The organism is Ferrovibrio sp. GW821-FHT12D07 (genome assembly GCF_058807275.1).
Window position 1 is genome coordinate 684,060 of record NZ_JBXAQN010000001.1, and the last position, 15,003, is coordinate 699,062.

The 15,003-nt window shown below is 62.8% G+C and carries 15 protein-coding genes; 6 read left to right on the top strand and 9 right to left on the bottom strand.

The window, feature by feature from the left end; all coding sequences use genetic code 11:
• Nucleotides 1-64 precede the first annotated feature (64 nt).
• From AC1RRE_RS03560 to AC1RRE_RS03595, 8 genes are all read right to left on the bottom strand, one after another.
• Nucleotides 65-1,543, bottom strand: a complete 1,479-nt coding sequence (locus AC1RRE_RS03560) for a tripartite tricarboxylate transporter permease (protein WP_492979710.1) — start codon at nucleotides 1,541-1,543, stop codon at nucleotides 65-67.
• Nucleotides 1,543-2,016, bottom strand: coding sequence for a tripartite tricarboxylate transporter TctB family protein (locus tag AC1RRE_RS03565; protein WP_492979711.1), 474 nt, complete (start codon nucleotides 2,014-2,016; stop codon nucleotides 1,543-1,545). Before AC1RRE_RS03565 ends, AC1RRE_RS03560 begins: the two co-directional genes overlap by 1 nt.
• On the bottom strand, nucleotides 2,017-2,994 hold the full coding sequence (locus AC1RRE_RS03570; RefSeq protein WP_492979712.1) for a Bug family tripartite tricarboxylate transporter substrate binding protein: 978 nt from the start codon (nucleotides 2,992-2,994) through the stop codon (nucleotides 2,017-2,019). It abuts the gene before it with no gap.
• Nucleotides 2,995-3,078: 84 nt separating this feature from the next.
• Nucleotides 3,079-3,903: a citryl-CoA lyase gene (locus tag AC1RRE_RS03575; RefSeq protein WP_492979713.1), complete on the bottom strand. Its 825-nt coding sequence runs from the start codon at nucleotides 3,901-3,903 to the stop codon at nucleotides 3,079-3,081.
• Entirely contained in the window at nucleotides 3,900-5,096 is a 1,197-nt protein-coding gene (locus AC1RRE_RS03580; RefSeq protein WP_492979714.1) for a CaiB/BaiF CoA transferase family protein, read from the bottom strand. Before AC1RRE_RS03580 ends, AC1RRE_RS03575 begins: the two co-directional genes overlap by 4 nt.
• Nucleotides 5,093-5,866 carry an IclR family transcriptional regulator gene (locus AC1RRE_RS03585; protein ID WP_492979715.1) on the bottom strand — a complete coding sequence of 258 codons (774 nt, stop codon included), beginning with the start codon at nucleotides 5,864-5,866 and terminating at the stop codon, nucleotides 5,093-5,095. Before AC1RRE_RS03585 ends, AC1RRE_RS03580 begins: the two co-directional genes overlap by 4 nt.
• A gap of 189 nt (nucleotides 5,867-6,055) precedes the next feature.
• Complete coding sequence (locus AC1RRE_RS03590; protein WP_492979716.1) at nucleotides 6,056-6,460, bottom strand: GFA family protein; 405 nt, start codon at nucleotides 6,458-6,460, stop codon at nucleotides 6,056-6,058.
• A 6-nt stretch (nucleotides 6,461-6,466) separates the two neighbouring features.
• Nucleotides 6,467-6,985: a tautomerase family protein gene (locus AC1RRE_RS03595; protein WP_492979717.1), complete on the bottom strand. Its 519-nt coding sequence runs from the start codon at nucleotides 6,983-6,985 to the stop codon at nucleotides 6,467-6,469.
• Between AC1RRE_RS03595 and AC1RRE_RS03600 the strand changes: the two genes are divergently transcribed.
• Nucleotides 6,984-7,835, top strand: a complete 852-nt coding sequence (locus AC1RRE_RS03600; RefSeq protein ID WP_492979718.1) for a LysR family transcriptional regulator — start codon at nucleotides 6,984-6,986, stop codon at nucleotides 7,833-7,835. The genes AC1RRE_RS03595 and AC1RRE_RS03600 overlap by 2 nt on opposite strands.
• Nucleotides 7,836-7,895: 60 nt before the next feature.
• Here AC1RRE_RS03600 and AC1RRE_RS03605 read toward each other — a convergent pair whose 3' ends face one another.
• A complete protein-coding gene (locus AC1RRE_RS03605; RefSeq protein WP_492979719.1) occupies nucleotides 7,896-9,608 on the bottom strand; it encodes a sensor histidine kinase in 1,713 nt (570 codons plus the stop codon).
• A 124-nt stretch (nucleotides 9,609-9,732) separates the two neighbouring features.
• On the opposite strand from AC1RRE_RS03605, the gene AC1RRE_RS03610 reads away from it, so the two are divergent.
• From AC1RRE_RS03610 to AC1RRE_RS03630, 5 genes are all read left to right on the top strand, one after another.
• On the top strand, nucleotides 9,733-11,049 hold the full coding sequence (locus AC1RRE_RS03610; RefSeq protein WP_492979720.1) for a deoxyguanosinetriphosphate triphosphohydrolase: 1,317 nt from the start codon (nucleotides 9,733-9,735) through the stop codon (nucleotides 11,047-11,049).
• A 23-nt stretch (nucleotides 11,050-11,072) separates the two neighbouring features.
• On the top strand, nucleotides 11,073-11,675 hold the full coding sequence (locus tag AC1RRE_RS03615) for a 2-hydroxychromene-2-carboxylate isomerase (RefSeq protein ID WP_492979721.1): 603 nt from the start codon (nucleotides 11,073-11,075) through the stop codon (nucleotides 11,673-11,675).
• Between the two features lie 2 nt (nucleotides 11,676-11,677).
• Nucleotides 11,678-12,175: a cell wall hydrolase gene (locus tag AC1RRE_RS03620; protein ID WP_492979722.1), complete on the top strand. Its 498-nt coding sequence runs from the start codon at nucleotides 11,678-11,680 to the stop codon at nucleotides 12,173-12,175.
• An 11-nt stretch (nucleotides 12,176-12,186) separates the two neighbouring features.
• Nucleotides 12,187-12,594, top strand: coding sequence for a carboxymuconolactone decarboxylase family protein (locus AC1RRE_RS03625; protein WP_492979723.1), 408 nt, complete (start codon nucleotides 12,187-12,189; stop codon nucleotides 12,592-12,594).
• A gap of 249 nt (nucleotides 12,595-12,843) precedes the next feature.
• A complete protein-coding gene (locus tag AC1RRE_RS03630) occupies nucleotides 12,844-14,892 on the top strand; it encodes a TonB-dependent hemoglobin/transferrin/lactoferrin family receptor (protein WP_492979724.1) in 2,049 nt (682 codons plus the stop codon).
• Nucleotides 14,893-15,003: the final 111 nt, after the last annotated feature.

A 15,003-nucleotide genomic window follows, 5' to 3' on the forward strand; every position in this document is an offset into this window, starting at 1 on the left:
GTGTGCAGTGATGGCGGTCACGAATCTCGCGCAACCGCCGGTTTGCCCATAACCCCAGTAAAAACTAGCGCTTGCGCAGACGCAGCAGCAGCGGCGTCAGCAGCAACAAAGCTGCAATAATTAGCAAAGTCAGGCTGAGCGGGCGGGTAACAAAGGTGGACAGGTCGCCGGCCGAAATCGTCATGGCGCGCCGGAATTCCTGCTCGGCGAACGGCCCGAGGATCATGCCGATCACGGTGGGCGCAGTGGGGAAATCGAAGCGCCGCATCAGGTAGCCGACGCCGCCGATCAGATACAGCAGCACCAGGTCGACCGGCGACTGGCTGATGCCGTAGGTGCCGATGGTGGCGAAGACGAGAATGCCGCCATAGAGCCAGGGCGAGGGGATGGTGAGGATCTTGGCCCACATGCCGGCCAGCGGCAGGTTCAGCACCAGCAGCATCACGTTGCCGACATAGAGCGATGCGATGAGGCCCCAGACCAGTTCGGGCTGGTTCTGCAGCAGCAGCGGACCTGGATTGATGCCATAGGACTGGAACGCCGAGAGCATGATCGCAGCCGTCGCCGAAGTCGGCAGGCCAAGCGCCAGCATCGGCACCAGCACACCGGCAGCGGAGGCGTTATTGGCGGCCTCGGGCCCGGCCACGCCCTCGATGGCACCATGGCCGAATTCCTCGGGCTTCTTCGACAGCTTCTTCTCTAGGAAGTAGCTCACAAAGGTCGGCACCTCCGCGCCGCCCGCCGGCAGCGCGCCAAAGGGGAATCCCAGGAAACTGCCGCGCAGCCACGGTTTCCACGAGCGTTGCCAGTCTTCCTTGGTCATGAAGGCGCGGCCTTTCAGCGGCACCAGCGTCACTTCATCCTTGGGGCGGCCGGCCAGATACAGTGTCTCGCCGACTGCGAACAACCCGACGGCGACGACAATCACGTTGATACCGTCCAGCAGCTCAGGGAGTCCAAACGTGAAGCGCGGCTGGCCGGTCTGCAAGTCGATGCCAACCAAGCCCAGCATGATGCCAAATGCCAGCGCAGTCAGGCCGCGCACGACAGAGCTGCCCAGCACGGCGGAGACGGCGATGAAGGCGACCACCATCAGTGAGAAATAATCGGCCGGGCCAAACTGCAGTGCGAATTCCACCAGCGGCGGGGCGACGAAGGTGAGCCCCAGCGTGCCAATGGTACCGGCAACAAAGCTGCCGATGGCCGCAGTGGCCAGTGCGGCTGCGGCGCGGCCCTTGCGGGCCATCTTGTGGCCTTCCAGCGCCGTGATGATGGTGGCGCTTTCACCGGGCGTGTTCAGCAGGATCGACGTCGTGCTGCCGCCATACATCGCGCCGTAATAGATGCCGGCAAACAGGATAAAGGCGGCGGTGGCCGGTACGCTGAAGGTGATCGGCAGCAGCAGTGCGATGGTCAGCGCCGGGCCCAGACCCGGCAGCACGCCGATAGCGGTGCCGAGCGTGACGCCGACCAGCGCCCACATCAGGTTGATCGGCTGCAAGGCGACGGCGAAGCCGCCAGCCAGAAGCGACAGCGTTTCCATTAGATCCAGCCTTCCAGAAGTCCGGCGCCGATATTGATGTTGAGCAACTGGGCGAAGCCGAAATAGGCAATCGCCGCGAAGATGAAGCCGATCAGGGCATCGCGGCCCGGTCGCGTGCTGCCAAATGCCCGCGCAGTGCAGGCGAACAGCAGCATGGAGGCGGGGATGAACCCGAGAGGCCCGATCAGGCCGATATTCAGGATCAGGCCCAGCACCAGCCAGCCCATGGCCTTGAGGTCGAGCGTCACCTCGGTCTCTTCCGGCGGGCTGGTCCAGACACCGGTCCAGACCTGCACCAGCAGCGCGACGCCCAGGCCCAGCAGCAGCGCGCTGGCCAGATAGGCCATCGCGGTAGGCCCGACCTGGGCATACATCGGAGAGACGGGAATCTGGGTTGTCTCATAGAAGGAGAGACAACCCAGGGCGACAACGCCGAACGCGACCGCCGTTTCCGGCTTCTTCAGGCGATTCATTTAAGCGAGACCAAGTTCTTTCAGGATCGCCTCGATGCGGGTCGATTCCGCTTCCAGGAATTTTCCGTAGGCATCGCCGGGCAGGAAGATGTCTGTCCACTCGCGCGTCTTGAGCTGTTCCTGCCAGGGCGCGCTCTTGCTCATCTGGGTGACCAGATCGATCATTGCCGTCTTGTCGGCATCCTTCACGCCCGGAGGCGCGAAGACGCCGCGCCAGTTGAACAGCTCCACGTCCAGGCCCTGTTCCTTGATGGTCGGCACGTCGATGCCGGGCTGGCGCTTGTCGGCCGAGATGGCGAGCGCACGCAGCTTGCCGGCTTTCACCTGCTCGCTGAACTCGCCCCAACCCGACACGCCGCAGGTCACCTGATTGCCCAGCAGCGCAGCCTGGGCCGGACCACCACCGGCATAGGCCACGTACGACACTTTCTTGGCGTCGCCGCCAGCCGCCTTGGCGATCATGCCGGCGAGGATATGGTCGGAGCCGCCGGCCGAACCGCCAGCCCATGACACCTTGGTCGGATCGGCCTTGAAGGCGGCGATCAGGTCTTTCAGATTCTTGTGCGGCGAATTAGGCGGCACCACGATCACCTCGAACTCACCGGTCAGGCGGGCGATCGGCACCGTCTGCGTCATCTTGACCGGTGACTTGTTGGTCAGCAGCGCGCCCACCATCACCATGCCGGCAACCATCAGCGCGTTGCCCTGGCCTTTCCACTGATTGACGAACTGCGGTAGGCCGACAGCGCCGCCAGCGCCGCCCACATTGGTCACCTGCGCGCCCTTGATCAGGTTGGCCTGCTTCAGCGCCAGCTCCATGCTGCGCGCGGTCTGGTCCCAGCCGCCGCCCGGATTGGCTGGCACGAAGAATTTCAGGTTGTCGATGGCAGCCTGCGCATTGCCGATGCCCATGGGCAGCAGGGCGGCGGCGGTGCCGGCATAAACGGAGGACTGCAGGAAGCTGCGGCGGTTCATCATGACGTTTTCTCCCAGATACGGTTTCTATGATTGGTGACGGGTTGCACGGCCGAAAACAAGGAAATATCGCGTAAAAAACAGATGTTACAAACTGCGGGGGGCATGGCCGGTGTAACGGTAGGGCAACTGTCGCGGCAGGGGCCCCTTGTTACGCTCGCCACGACCCGATTGTTCCCAGGCATGGGCCAGAATGCCGACACTGCGCGACAGGCAGAACAGGCCGCGCGCCAGCGCCGGGGGGAATCCCAGTTCGGTATAGATCACCGCCGTCGCGCCATCGATATTCATCGGAATGGCCTTGCCCTTGGCGGCCTGCAGTGCGACTTCCACCGCACGGGCGATGCCGGCAAAGCGCCCCGAGATCGCGCCGCGTGTAGCGGTGTCATCCACCAGGGCTAAAAGCCGGCCTGCGCGCGGGTCGACAGGATGAAACCGGTGCCCGAAACCGGGGATGAACTTGCCATACTCTGTCGTGAAGGCATCCAGCCCGGCACGCGCGGCCTCATCCAGCGGCTGGCCGCCGGCCACGCGGCGGTCGATATCCAGATACAGCGCGCTGGCCTGTTCGCCGGCGCCGCCATGCACGTCGTCAAGCGCGTTCACCGCGCTTGCCATCGCGCCGTTCAGTGGCAGGCCGCAGGTCACTGCCATGCGTGCGATTGCAATTGAGGGCGCCTGCGGGCCGTGATCGACCGCCGAGACCAGCGCCGCCTCCAGCAGCCTCGCCTCATCCTCGCTCGGCCGCTCACCGCGCAGCATCAGCCAGATCATGGCGGGAAGGCTGACATTGCCGATCAGGTCTTCAATGGCGAAACCGCGCATGCGGATCGAGCCGGGATGGATGTCGACAATCGCCGTATTCCAGTAATCGGCTGCCAGCTGCGCGCTTTTCTCGTCAGTCATGCTCATATGGCGCCCTCGGATTTCAGGATTTCGATCCGTGCCTCGTCATAACCCAGATGTTGCAACCAGCGCACCGTATCGGCCGACAGCGCCGGCGCGGGCGAAGTGGGCGCGGGGGCTGTGTCATCGAAGCGGAAACCGCCGCGCGTCATATATTGGGCCCCCTCAGGCGTATCGAAGCGATGCAGGAAGTCGCGGTCTGAAATCTGCGCGTGGTTCAGGATGGTTGGCACATCCATCACTTGGCCGGCCGGCACGCCGGCCTTGATGAGCGCGGCTTCCCATTCGGCTGCCGTGCGTTCCGACAGCGCCAGACTGATCTCGGCATTCAGGCCGGCGCGGTTGGCCTTGCGTGCCTGACGTTCGGAATAATGCGGATCGCTGGTCAGTTCGGGTCGACCGATCACGTCACACAGCGCGGCGAACTGCTTGTCCTCGTTGGCGGCGATATTGAGAAGGCCTTTCGCCGTGCCGAAGGTGCCGGATGGGGCGGCCGTGAAATTCTCATTGCCCATCGGCTCCGGCGTCACCCCGGCATTCAGGTAGTTCGACACCACCCAGCCCATGGTGGCCAGCGACGATTCAAGCATCGACAGGTCGATCATGCGGCCCTGGCCGCTCTGCTTGGCGCCAAATAATGCCGACACGATGCCGAATGCCGCGGTCAGGCCGCCGACGGTGTCGCAGACGGGATACCCTACCCGCAGCGGCGCACTGTGCATGTCGCCGGTCACGCTCATGATCCCCGATAGTCCTTGAATGATCTGGTCATAGGCTGGGCGGTCGGCGAACGGCCCGGTCTTGCCGAAACCGGAAATGGCGCAATAGACCAGCGCCGGATTGATATCCTTCAGCACCGCATAACCCAAACCTAAGCGGTTCATCACGCCAGGGCGGAAATTCTCGACCAGCGCGTCGAATTCGGCCACTAGCTTGCGCAGGATGGCTTTTCCTTCTGCATGTTTCAGGTCCAGCGTCACCGATTGCTTGCCGCCATTCACGGCCACGAAACTGGCGCCCATGTCGCGTTTGGCGGCCTGAGGGTCGGCGCCCAGCCGGCGCGCCAGGTCGCCGCGCCCGGGCTGTTCGATCTTCACGACTTCCGCCCCCATCAGAGCCAGTTGATAGGTGCAGAAGGGCCCGGCCAGCACGTTGGTCAGGTCCAGTACACGGATGCCGGTCAAGGGAAGCGCACTCATGATGTGATCTTTTCCGCCATGTCGCGCAGCGGATCGGCGTCGCCACCCATCGCCCAGGTGGCTTTCGCGGCGGCCTGCAGCAGCGGAGCGCGAGTGTTACTGATGAAATCTTCCGTCACACGCGAGCGCGGTCCGGCCACGGTCAGCGCACCGATCAGATGTTGGTCGCGGCCAAATACTGGCGCGGCGACGCCGGCAATATCGGGATCGCGTTCGCCAAACGAGGCATAGTGAAGATGTTTGCGGATGCCGGCGTAAGGTTCGCCGCGCTCGTCATACAGGAAGGTGGCGATGACACGGCCGGCCGATCCGGCATCCAGCGGCAGGCGGTCGCCTTCGCGCACGTGATAGCGCACGGCATGGGTCGACTGGATGCGATAGAGACAGATGCGCGCGTCAGCTTCGGGCACATAGAAGGCGACGCTCTCGCCTGTCTCGGCGGCCAGCGCGCGCATCGCTGGCAGCAGCGCATCGCCCATGGCGAAATTCTGCTGGCACAGCGCGCCCAGTCTCAGCAACTCGCTGCCCAGACGATAGCGGCCGTCCTCCAATCGCAGCAGCAGCCGGCGTGCGATCAACGACTGGGTCAGGCGCAGGATGGTGCTTTTATACAGGCCGGTGCGCAGGGCCAGGTCGGCCAGCGTCAGGCTGCGGTCATCGGCGGTGAAGGCGGCGAGGATGGAGAGCGCGCGGTCGACGGCGGCCACGCCGCCGGCAGCTTCGATGGTGGAATCACCAGTCGTGAGTGTGGCAGCAGAAGCCCTGGCCATCAGCCGGCGTCATCCTCGGTTTCGTTTCTCCCATCATTCCGCTCGATAAAGTTCTATCTAACAGAACAGCATTCTATTTTATGAAAAGATTGCCGAGCGGGCAAATGGATTCGACCGCCATGACCGGCAGGGCAGCACGAAGCCGGCTTATCGTGCCTCACTGACTCTCAGTGCGGGCTGGACGGACGCTTATTGATTCTGCGCAAACCGCGCAGCGCCGGGAACCGGCGTCAGCCATGCCGCCGCATGATCGGTATAAATCTCAGTTGTTGGCTGCAGCCCCTCCACGCTGTCGAGCGTGCCGGCCTTCACCACGACTTTTCCGGGCGCTGCTGCAATCTTCGCAAAGACAGGTGAGCCGCAGCTTCCGCAGAAATGACGATACACCGGCTGCCCGCTGTCGCCCTGGTCGATGTAGACCATGGTCTCGCCCTGCTGCTCATAATCAGTGCTCCTGGTGATGAGGTTGAGAGAGAACAGGCTGCCGCTTTGCTTCTGGCAATGCGTGCAATGGCAGAGGGTAATGGCGCGCGGCTCACCTTTCAGCACATACCGCACCGACCCGCATAAACAGCCGCCTTTGCGCTCCTGCATGATATTTCAGGCCGCGTCTTTGGCATATTGCGCGAGGCCAAGGCCAAGAGACCAGTTCTCGGGCACCACCTCGACCAGACTGATCAGGACATCCTCCGGGCGAAGGCCAGGATTGTGGCCGAGCTTTTCGATGATACGGCGATACAGCGTTTTCTTCTGCACGACCGTCCGCGTGTTGTTAACGGTCAGCTGAACGATGACGAGATCATCGCTGCGTGCGACGCCGAGATAGGTGGGGCTGCACCAGAAATCATCCGCGTCATGCTCCGTGACCACCATGAAGTAGTCATCCTCGGGCACATTGAAGGTCTCGTGCATGGCCTCGCTGAGGCCCTTGAGAATGGCCTGGCGATAGGCGGTGGGCTTGCCCCGGCGCAAAAAAACACGGCTGAGCGGCATGGTGTGATCCTCCTGATGGGGACGGTCCGGTTCATCAATGGCCCGGAGCGTAGCCCGGTATTGACCATTCGAAAATCGCATGAAAGTATATTTCAATGATTTATATTCAACATGATTGGCCGTCATGAAGGCGCTGGATATCGAAACCGTTCAAGCCTTTGTTCTGGTTGCTGATCTCGCCAGCTTCACCCGGGCGGCGGAGGCGATGGACGCGACGCAGTCTGCGGTGAGCCTCAAGATCAAACGGCTGGAGGATGAACTCGGTCGGCGCTTGTTCGAGCGGACGCCCCGACGGGTCCGCCTGACTGCCGCCGGCCAGCTTTTCCTCGACCGCGCACGCATGCTGATCGCGGCCCATGGCAATGCGCTCGACGCGTTCGCGACCGAGCAGCGGCGGCTCGCCATTGGCATCAGCGACCATGCGGTTGGCGGCGAACTGCCGTTGCTGCTGCAGCGGGTGAAGCGCGCCGAGCCGGGCCTGGTGCTGGAAATGCAGGTCGGCAGTTCGCGCGACATCCTCGCTGCGTTCGATGATGGCGCGCTCGACGCCGCAATTGTGCTGGGGCATGACGCGGGTCGGCGTGATGGCGAGGTGCTGCGCGCCGAGGCATTCGGCTGGATGGCTGGTCGTGATTTTGCGCATCGTCCGGGTGATCCGTTGCCGCTTGCCGCGCATTCCGAAACCTGCGGCATGCGCAGCATGGGCGTGGTGGCGCTCGACGATGCCGGGATTCCTTGGACCGAAGTCTTCATCGGTGGCGGAGTCGGCACCATCGCCGCGGCGGTCTCGGCTGGGCTAGCCATCGCCGTGCTCGGCCGGCGTGTCGCCCCGCCGGACACGGTCGATGTCGGTCCGGTGCTCGGCCTGCCGGCGCTGCCGTCGCGCGATCTCGTGCTCTACGCGAGCCTTTCCGATCCTGCGGCCCGGCAATCGCTCAAGACGCTGGCGGCGGCCATTCGTGCAACGGCGGCCTGAAACCGGGCGAAATCTGTAGCGAACACAAACGAAGCGGAATAAGACGAAGATCGCATTCGGTTACGCCGGCAGCGCGATTTCCACCGTGGTGCCCACGCCGGGTTCGCTGCGCAGCTCCATCCGGCCACCATGCAGTTCGATCAGGCTTCGGCAGATCGAGAGCCCAAGGCCGGCGCCGCTGTTGGCGCGGCTGCGATAGACGTCGGAGCGGTAAAGTGGCTGCACCACGGCGCGGCTTTCCGCCTCGCTCATGCCGATGCCGGTATCGCTCACCTGAATATGGATCACGCCATTGGTGTTGGTGGCCCGCAGGGTGACCGTGCCCTGGGGCCGGTTGAACTTCACTGCGTTGCCCAGCAGGTTGATCAGGATCTGGGTCAGCGCACGTTCGTCGGCGCGTAACGTGAGCTGCTGCGGTTCGAAATCCAGCGTTACCTGCGCCTGGCGCGCCTGCGGTTCCACCATGGCCAGCGCGCTCTGGGCGATCTGGTCAAAGTTGCAATCTTCGAGGCTGATTTCCAGTCGGCCGCTTTCCAGCCGCGACAGGTCGAGGATGTCGTTGACCAGCCGCAGCAGATGCTCTCCGGAATCACGGACATTGATAGTGTAGTCCTGCTGGCGCGGCGTCAGCGGTCCGGCATAGCCCGCCGCCATCATGTCGGCGAAACCGATAATGGCGTTGAGTGGCGTGCGCAGTTCGTGGCTCATGTTGGCGAGGAAGCTGGTCTTGACGCGGCTGGCCGTCTCGGCCGCCTCGCGCTGCTCGATCAGCTGGGCTTCGGTTTCCTTCAGTCGCGTGATGTCGACGCCGCAGGTAATAATGCCGATGACCTGGCCCGTCATGTCGCGCAGCGGCACTTTCAGGGCGAATAGTACCAGCCGGCGGCCGTCGGGACCGGTCCAGACCTGCTCCATATGCTCGGGCTCGCCGGTTTCCAGGATGCGGCGGTCGGCCTCTTCCACGATGTCGGCTGCGACATCGCCGACAATCTCGGCCCAGGTGCGGCCGATGAAGTCGCTGCCATACATCGCCATCAGCTCATGCATGCGACGATTGATGATGCGGTAGCGCAGCGCGGTGTCCTTGTAGGTCATGGTCGCCGGCATCACGTCCAGCACAGTCTCGAAGAACACGCGCGTCTCGCGCTCACCGTCGCGGGCCTGCGCCTCGCGATACCGTGCGTTGTCGAATTCCATCAAGATCAGGCCCAGCCCGGTGAGCAGGTTGACGAAGATCGACGAGGTCAGTGCGCTGTTCAGTTCGGCCACCTGCAACAGCTTCAGGCCCAGCGACAGGGTCAGCATGGCCCGCACCAGCAGCAGCAGCCCGGTGAAGGTATAGAGGATCGAGCGGCGGTGCTGCAGCAGCGTCACGCCGGCATAGACCAGGAACAGTGCGCCGATCACGGTTGGTGCCAGATAGAAGAAGGTCTCGTTGATCTGCTGCAACAGCAGCACGGCCACCGTCACTGCAGCAGCCACCAGCAGGGTGCCGCGCAGAGTGTCGGACTTGCCGGTCAGGACCCGGATGCCGGCGGCCAGCATCACGGTCCAGAGCTGGTTGCCGACGACGGCAAGAACGGCGAGCGGCCAGGGTGGGTTGGTGAAGTCGGTGAAGCCCAGCAGGGCCAGCGTAATGGCCAGGCCGGCATGGCCGATGGCCCAGAACATCAAATGGCGGCCGCCATCCAGGCGCCGCCACGTGAAATAGCAGATAAGGGTGACGACCAGCGGCGCGGCGATGGCTATGGCGGCGATGATCGGAAAGGTCATGGTCGTCTGCTGGTCCTGTTTCTTCACTCTTATGGTCAGATGATTGTTATTTGATTAACCGGTGATGGCAGTTCCGTGAGGCAAGGCCTTGAAAGCGCGGAGGCTTCTCTCCACGATGCCGGCCATGACAATGCAATGGTCCCGCCTGCTGTCGGCCCAGCGTCTCGGTCACGAAACCGCCGAACCGGTGACGCCGGCCCGCAATCCCTTCCAGAAGGACTGGGACCGTGTGGTCTTCTGCTCGGCCTTCCGGCGCCTTCAGGACAAGACCCAGGTTCACTCGCTCCCCGAAAGCGACTATGTCCGCAACCGGCTGACCCATTCGCTGGAAGTGTCATCTGTCGGCCGCTCGCTCGGGGCCCAGGTGGGCCAGACCGTGCTGGACCGCCATGGCGATCTGGGCGGCATCGGCGCGGCGGAATTCGGCCATATCGTTGCTGCCGCCTGCCTCGGTCACGATATCGGCAACCCGCCGTTTGGCCATTTCGGCGAGGCGACGATCCAGCACTGGTTCCGCTCTGGCGCGGGTGTGGCGCTGGTGAAGGACCTGTCGGAAGCCGAGCGCCGCGACTTCCTGCATTTCGAAGGCAATGCGCAGGGCTTCCGCGTGATGACGCGGCTGCAGAACTGGCGCGATGCCGGCGGCCTGCGGCTGACCTGCGCGACGCTCGCCACCTTCATGAAATACCCCTTCGGCAGTCCGGCGGCCGACCCGGCGAAGGGCAAGTTCGGCCATTTCGCCGCCGAGACTGCAGCCTTCGAGGAAGTGGCGCGCAATGTCGGGTTGCTGGCGCTGGGCCAGGATCGCTTTGCCCGCCATCCGCTGACCTATCTGGTCGAGGCAGCCGACGACATCTGCTACTCGGTGGTGGATATCGAGGACGGCTTCAAGCTCGGGCGCATCACGTTTGCGCAGGCCGAAGATCGGTTGAAGAAGCTGCTGCAGAAGGTACCGCCGCGCTATGTCGAGATCGAGGATGAGACCTGGAAGATCGCCTATCTGCGCGCCAAGGTGATCGGTGACCTGATCGATCTGGCCGTGAAGGTCTTTCTCGATCATGAAGCCGACATCCTGGCTGGCCGCTTCGAGGGCGACCTGCTCAGCCGCAGCGTTGTAGCCCCGGCGCTGAACGAGATCGCCGGGTTTACCCGCAATCGCATCTTCGAGACGCGCGAGCGCTTCCAGACCGAGGTCATGGGCGGTGAGGTGCTGACCAGCCTGCTGGAGGCTTTCTGCGGCGCGCATCATGCCCTTGAGCTGGCGGGTGGCGACGTGACGGCGCTGGCACCGCGCCAGCGCGCGCTGCTGCGCCTGATGCCGCAGAAACCCAAGGCCGGGGCCAGTCGTTACGACTGGCTGCTGACGGTGACCGACTTCATCAGTGGCATGACCGATTCTTACGCGTTGCGGCAGTTCCAGCGATTGCGCGGCCTGCAGTAAAACAAGATATCTCCGGAGGATTCATGGCGGCGCAGATCGACTATTACGTCTTCATCACGTCGCCCTGGGCCTATCTCGGATCCAAGCGTTTCGAGGCCATCGCCGCGAAGCACAAGGCCAACGTCAACATCATTCCGATGGGATCGCTGGCGGTCTTCGATGCCAGTGGCGGCCTGCCGCTGGCCAAGCGATCCAAGCAGCGCCAGGCCTATCGCCTGTTCGAGTTGAAGCGCTGGAGCGAGCATCTCGGCATCAAGCTGATCCCGCAGCCGTCTGTGTTTCCACTGAACGAGGCACTGGCGGCGAAGCTGGTGGTCGCGGCGCGCATAGCGGGCGACGACGCCGTCACGCTGGCTCATACGATGATGCAGGCGCTGTGGGCAGACGAGCGCAATCTCGCCGATCCGGAAATCCTGGAAGAGATCATCACCGAAGCGGGCCTCGATCCGGCCAAGCTGTTCAAGGCCGCCGACACCGGCCCCGTACAGGCGGCCTATGAGCGCGGCACGCAGCAGGCAATCGATGCCGGCGTGTTTGGTGCACCGTTTTTCGTGCTGAATGGCGAACCTTTCTGGGGCCAGGATCGCTTGGAGTTTGTCGACCGCGCGCTGGCGAAGGCGAGTTGATCATGCGCCGGCTGCTGGTCACCCTGTTGGCAGCCGCTCTGCTGAGCAGCGCGGCTGCAGCGCAGGAAACCGCGGCCCAGGTAGCAGTTACCGAACCGGCGAAGCCACTGGATGCCGAAAGCAAATGCCTGGCGCTGGCGGTCTACTGGGAAGGCAAGACCGAGGCGCGCCAAGGCCAGCTTGCGGTGGCGCATACGGTGCTGAACCGCACCAGAAATCCGAAATTCCCCAATACCATCTGCGGCGTGGTTTCGCAGAAGGCTGAAGGCGGCAAGAAAGGCTGCCAGTTCTCGTGGTGGTGCGACGGCAAACGCGACGAGCCCAAGGAAGACGAGAACTGGAAGGAGGCGGTCGAGAGTGCGCGTGCGGCCATGCAAACTGGTGCCAAGGATCCGACCAACGGCGCGCTGTATTTCCACAGTGCCAAGATCAGGCCGCCAGTCTGGGCGAAGAAACGCAAGACTCTCGGCCGCATCGGCGATCATGTATTCTACCGCTGAAGGAGCGAAACATGACGAAGACTGATGAAACCAAGGCGCTGTTCGAGGCCGGCCTGAAGGTGCGTCGTGAGGTGTTGGGCGCAGACTATGTCGACGGCTCGATCGCAAAGGCCAACGACTTCATGATGGCTTTCCAGCACATCACCACCGAATGGTGCTGGGGCTATGGCTGGGATCGTCCGGGCCTGGATCGCAAGACCCGTAGCATGCTGAACCTTGCCATGCTCACTGCGCTCAACCGGGCACCTGAGATCAAGCTGCATGTGAAAGGCGCGCTGAACAACGGCGTCACCGTCGACGAGATCAAGGAAGTGCTATTGCACGCCACCATCTACTGCGGCATTCCGGCTGGGCTGGATGCCTTCAAGGCGGCCAACGAAGTGCTGGAGGCCGCCGGGGCGGTAAAGCCGAAATCCTGATCGCCCACTCGGGAGGGGCCGATATTTGGCAAGCTGTCAGCCGCCCTTCCGAGCTATCATTTTGATTTCACTACAATTTTATCTGATCACTTTTTCATTCTTGCGAATGCTTCCTAGTTGCTAAACCGATTGTGACACGTTAAGAGAGACACCACTCAGCCAGCCACCCACCCGCGCATGCTCGCGGCAAGGCAGCCAGCCACAACATCAAACAGGGCCGACAGTGCCCATTGTTGGGGGATTGGCGTGGTGAGCGCATCCAATCGAAATCGCTATTTTGCAACGACTTTTCTGGGCCTGACGCTGGCCGGGGGCGTAGTTCTGCCGGCCTTCGCGCAACAAGTGGCGGCCGGTCCGTCCACCAGCAGCGTACAGCTCGATCCCGTGACGGTGACCGCGACCAAGACCGAACACAAGCTGGATGAAGTGCCGGCCTTCGTGTCGATCATCGACATGGAGGCGATCGACAGCCGTAGTCCCGCGAAGATGGACGATCTGCTCCGCGATCTGCCGGGCGTCGACATGGCCGGCGGTCCGCGCCGCGTCGGTCAGGACATCAATATCCGCGGCTTTGGCGGCCAGCGGGTGGTCACCACGCTGGATGGTGCGCGTCAGAACTTCAACGCCGGCCATAAGGGCCGCTTCTTCCTCGATCCCGACCTGCTGCGGCAGGTGGAAGTGGTGCGCGGCAGCAACTCTGCCCTCCATGGCTCGGGTGCCATCGGCGGCGTGGTTGCGATGGAAACCAAGGAAGCAGCCGATTTCCTCGATTCCGGTGAGACCGTCGGCTTCCGCACCAAATATGGCTACAGCTCGGTGCAGCGCGAGAATTACTACAGCGCCGGTGCTTTCGGCCGCGTCCAGGACAAGGTCGACCTGGTCGGCAATGTATCCTTCCGTGACAGCGGCACGCTGAAGCAGGGCCGGGACACCGAACTGCCGTATTCGTCGGAAGACCTGCGCGACCTGATGCTGAAGGCGACCTTCCGGCCGGCAGAGAATCACAAGCTCAGCGTCAGTGCGATCGGCTTCAAGGAAGACGGCCTGTCGCTGCTGAATCCGGACTCGGCCCCGAACACGACGAGCAACGTCCCGCATTTCCGCGAGACGCGGATGGAGACCTATTCGGCGGGCTATTCCTACGCCAATCCGGACATGCCGCTTCTCAATCCGTCGGTGAAAATCTATCACAACAGCATCGACATCCAGGAAGTGCGCGTGCCGCCGGCGGCTTTCCGCCTCGATACGACCACGCTGTTCACCGACGGTTATGACATCTACAACACCAGCCGGTTCAATACTGGTGCGCTGAAGCATGCCGTCACCTTTGGCACCGAATATTACACCGATAGTCAGAAGGCCACGCGTAACAACGCGCCGCGACCGGGTTATCCGACAGCGAAAAGCGAGGTAACTGGCTATTACCTGCAGGACGAGATCGAGCTGTTCAAAGGCTTCACGCTGACACCGGCCGGCCGCTTCGACATGTATGAATCGTCGTCCACGGTTTCGCGCAAGGTCGAGGAAGATGCGTTCTCGCCCAAGATCGCCGCCAACTGGCAGGCGCTGGACTGGCTGAGCCTGTACAGCTCCTACGGCTACGGCTTCCGCGCACCCAGCCTGCTGGAAACCTATGTCTCCGGCACCAACGGCATTCCGCCGAACGGCGTGTTCATCCCGAACCCGAACCTGCGTCCGGAAAAGACAGAAAGCATCGAGGGCGGTGTCCGCACCAAGTTCAACAATGTCGTGAATGACAAGGATGCGGTGCGCTTCAACGCAACGTATTTCCACACCAAGGCAGAAGACCTGATTGAGACAATCTTCCAGGGCATCAATCAGACGAACATCAACGTGCCAAACGCCGTGGTGCGCGGTACCGAACTGTCGGCGCAGTATGATGCGCCATCCTACTTCGGCAGCCTGGCCTATGCCCGCATCCGCGGCGAGAATGACGACACCAAGAAGCCGCTGGATTCGATCCCGGCCGACAAGGTGGTCGGCGTCATCGGCGGCAAGCTGCCGGAATACGGCCTGCGCTACGGCTGGCGCACCGAATATGCCTTCAAGCAGACGGAGGTCAGCGGCGATTCCACGCTGGGCGCCCCGATTACCGATCCCTATGCAGTGCATAGTGTGTTCGTGACCTGGTTCCCGATGCAGCAATACCTGCAGGGCTTCCGCGTCGATGCCGGTGTCGAGAACATCTTCGATACTGCATATCGCCGACACATGGCCTCGCTCTACGAGGAAGGCCGCGATTACCGCATTTCCGTCAGCTACACGAAGGGGTTCTGATCACCGCCCTGCGGGCGGTCCGCATAGTCACAGCAGTGCAGGCCGGCCGGGAGCCCCATCCCGCGCCGGCCGCATCTGTGTTTATCACCATTTTGTCTGTTCCAGTTTCTG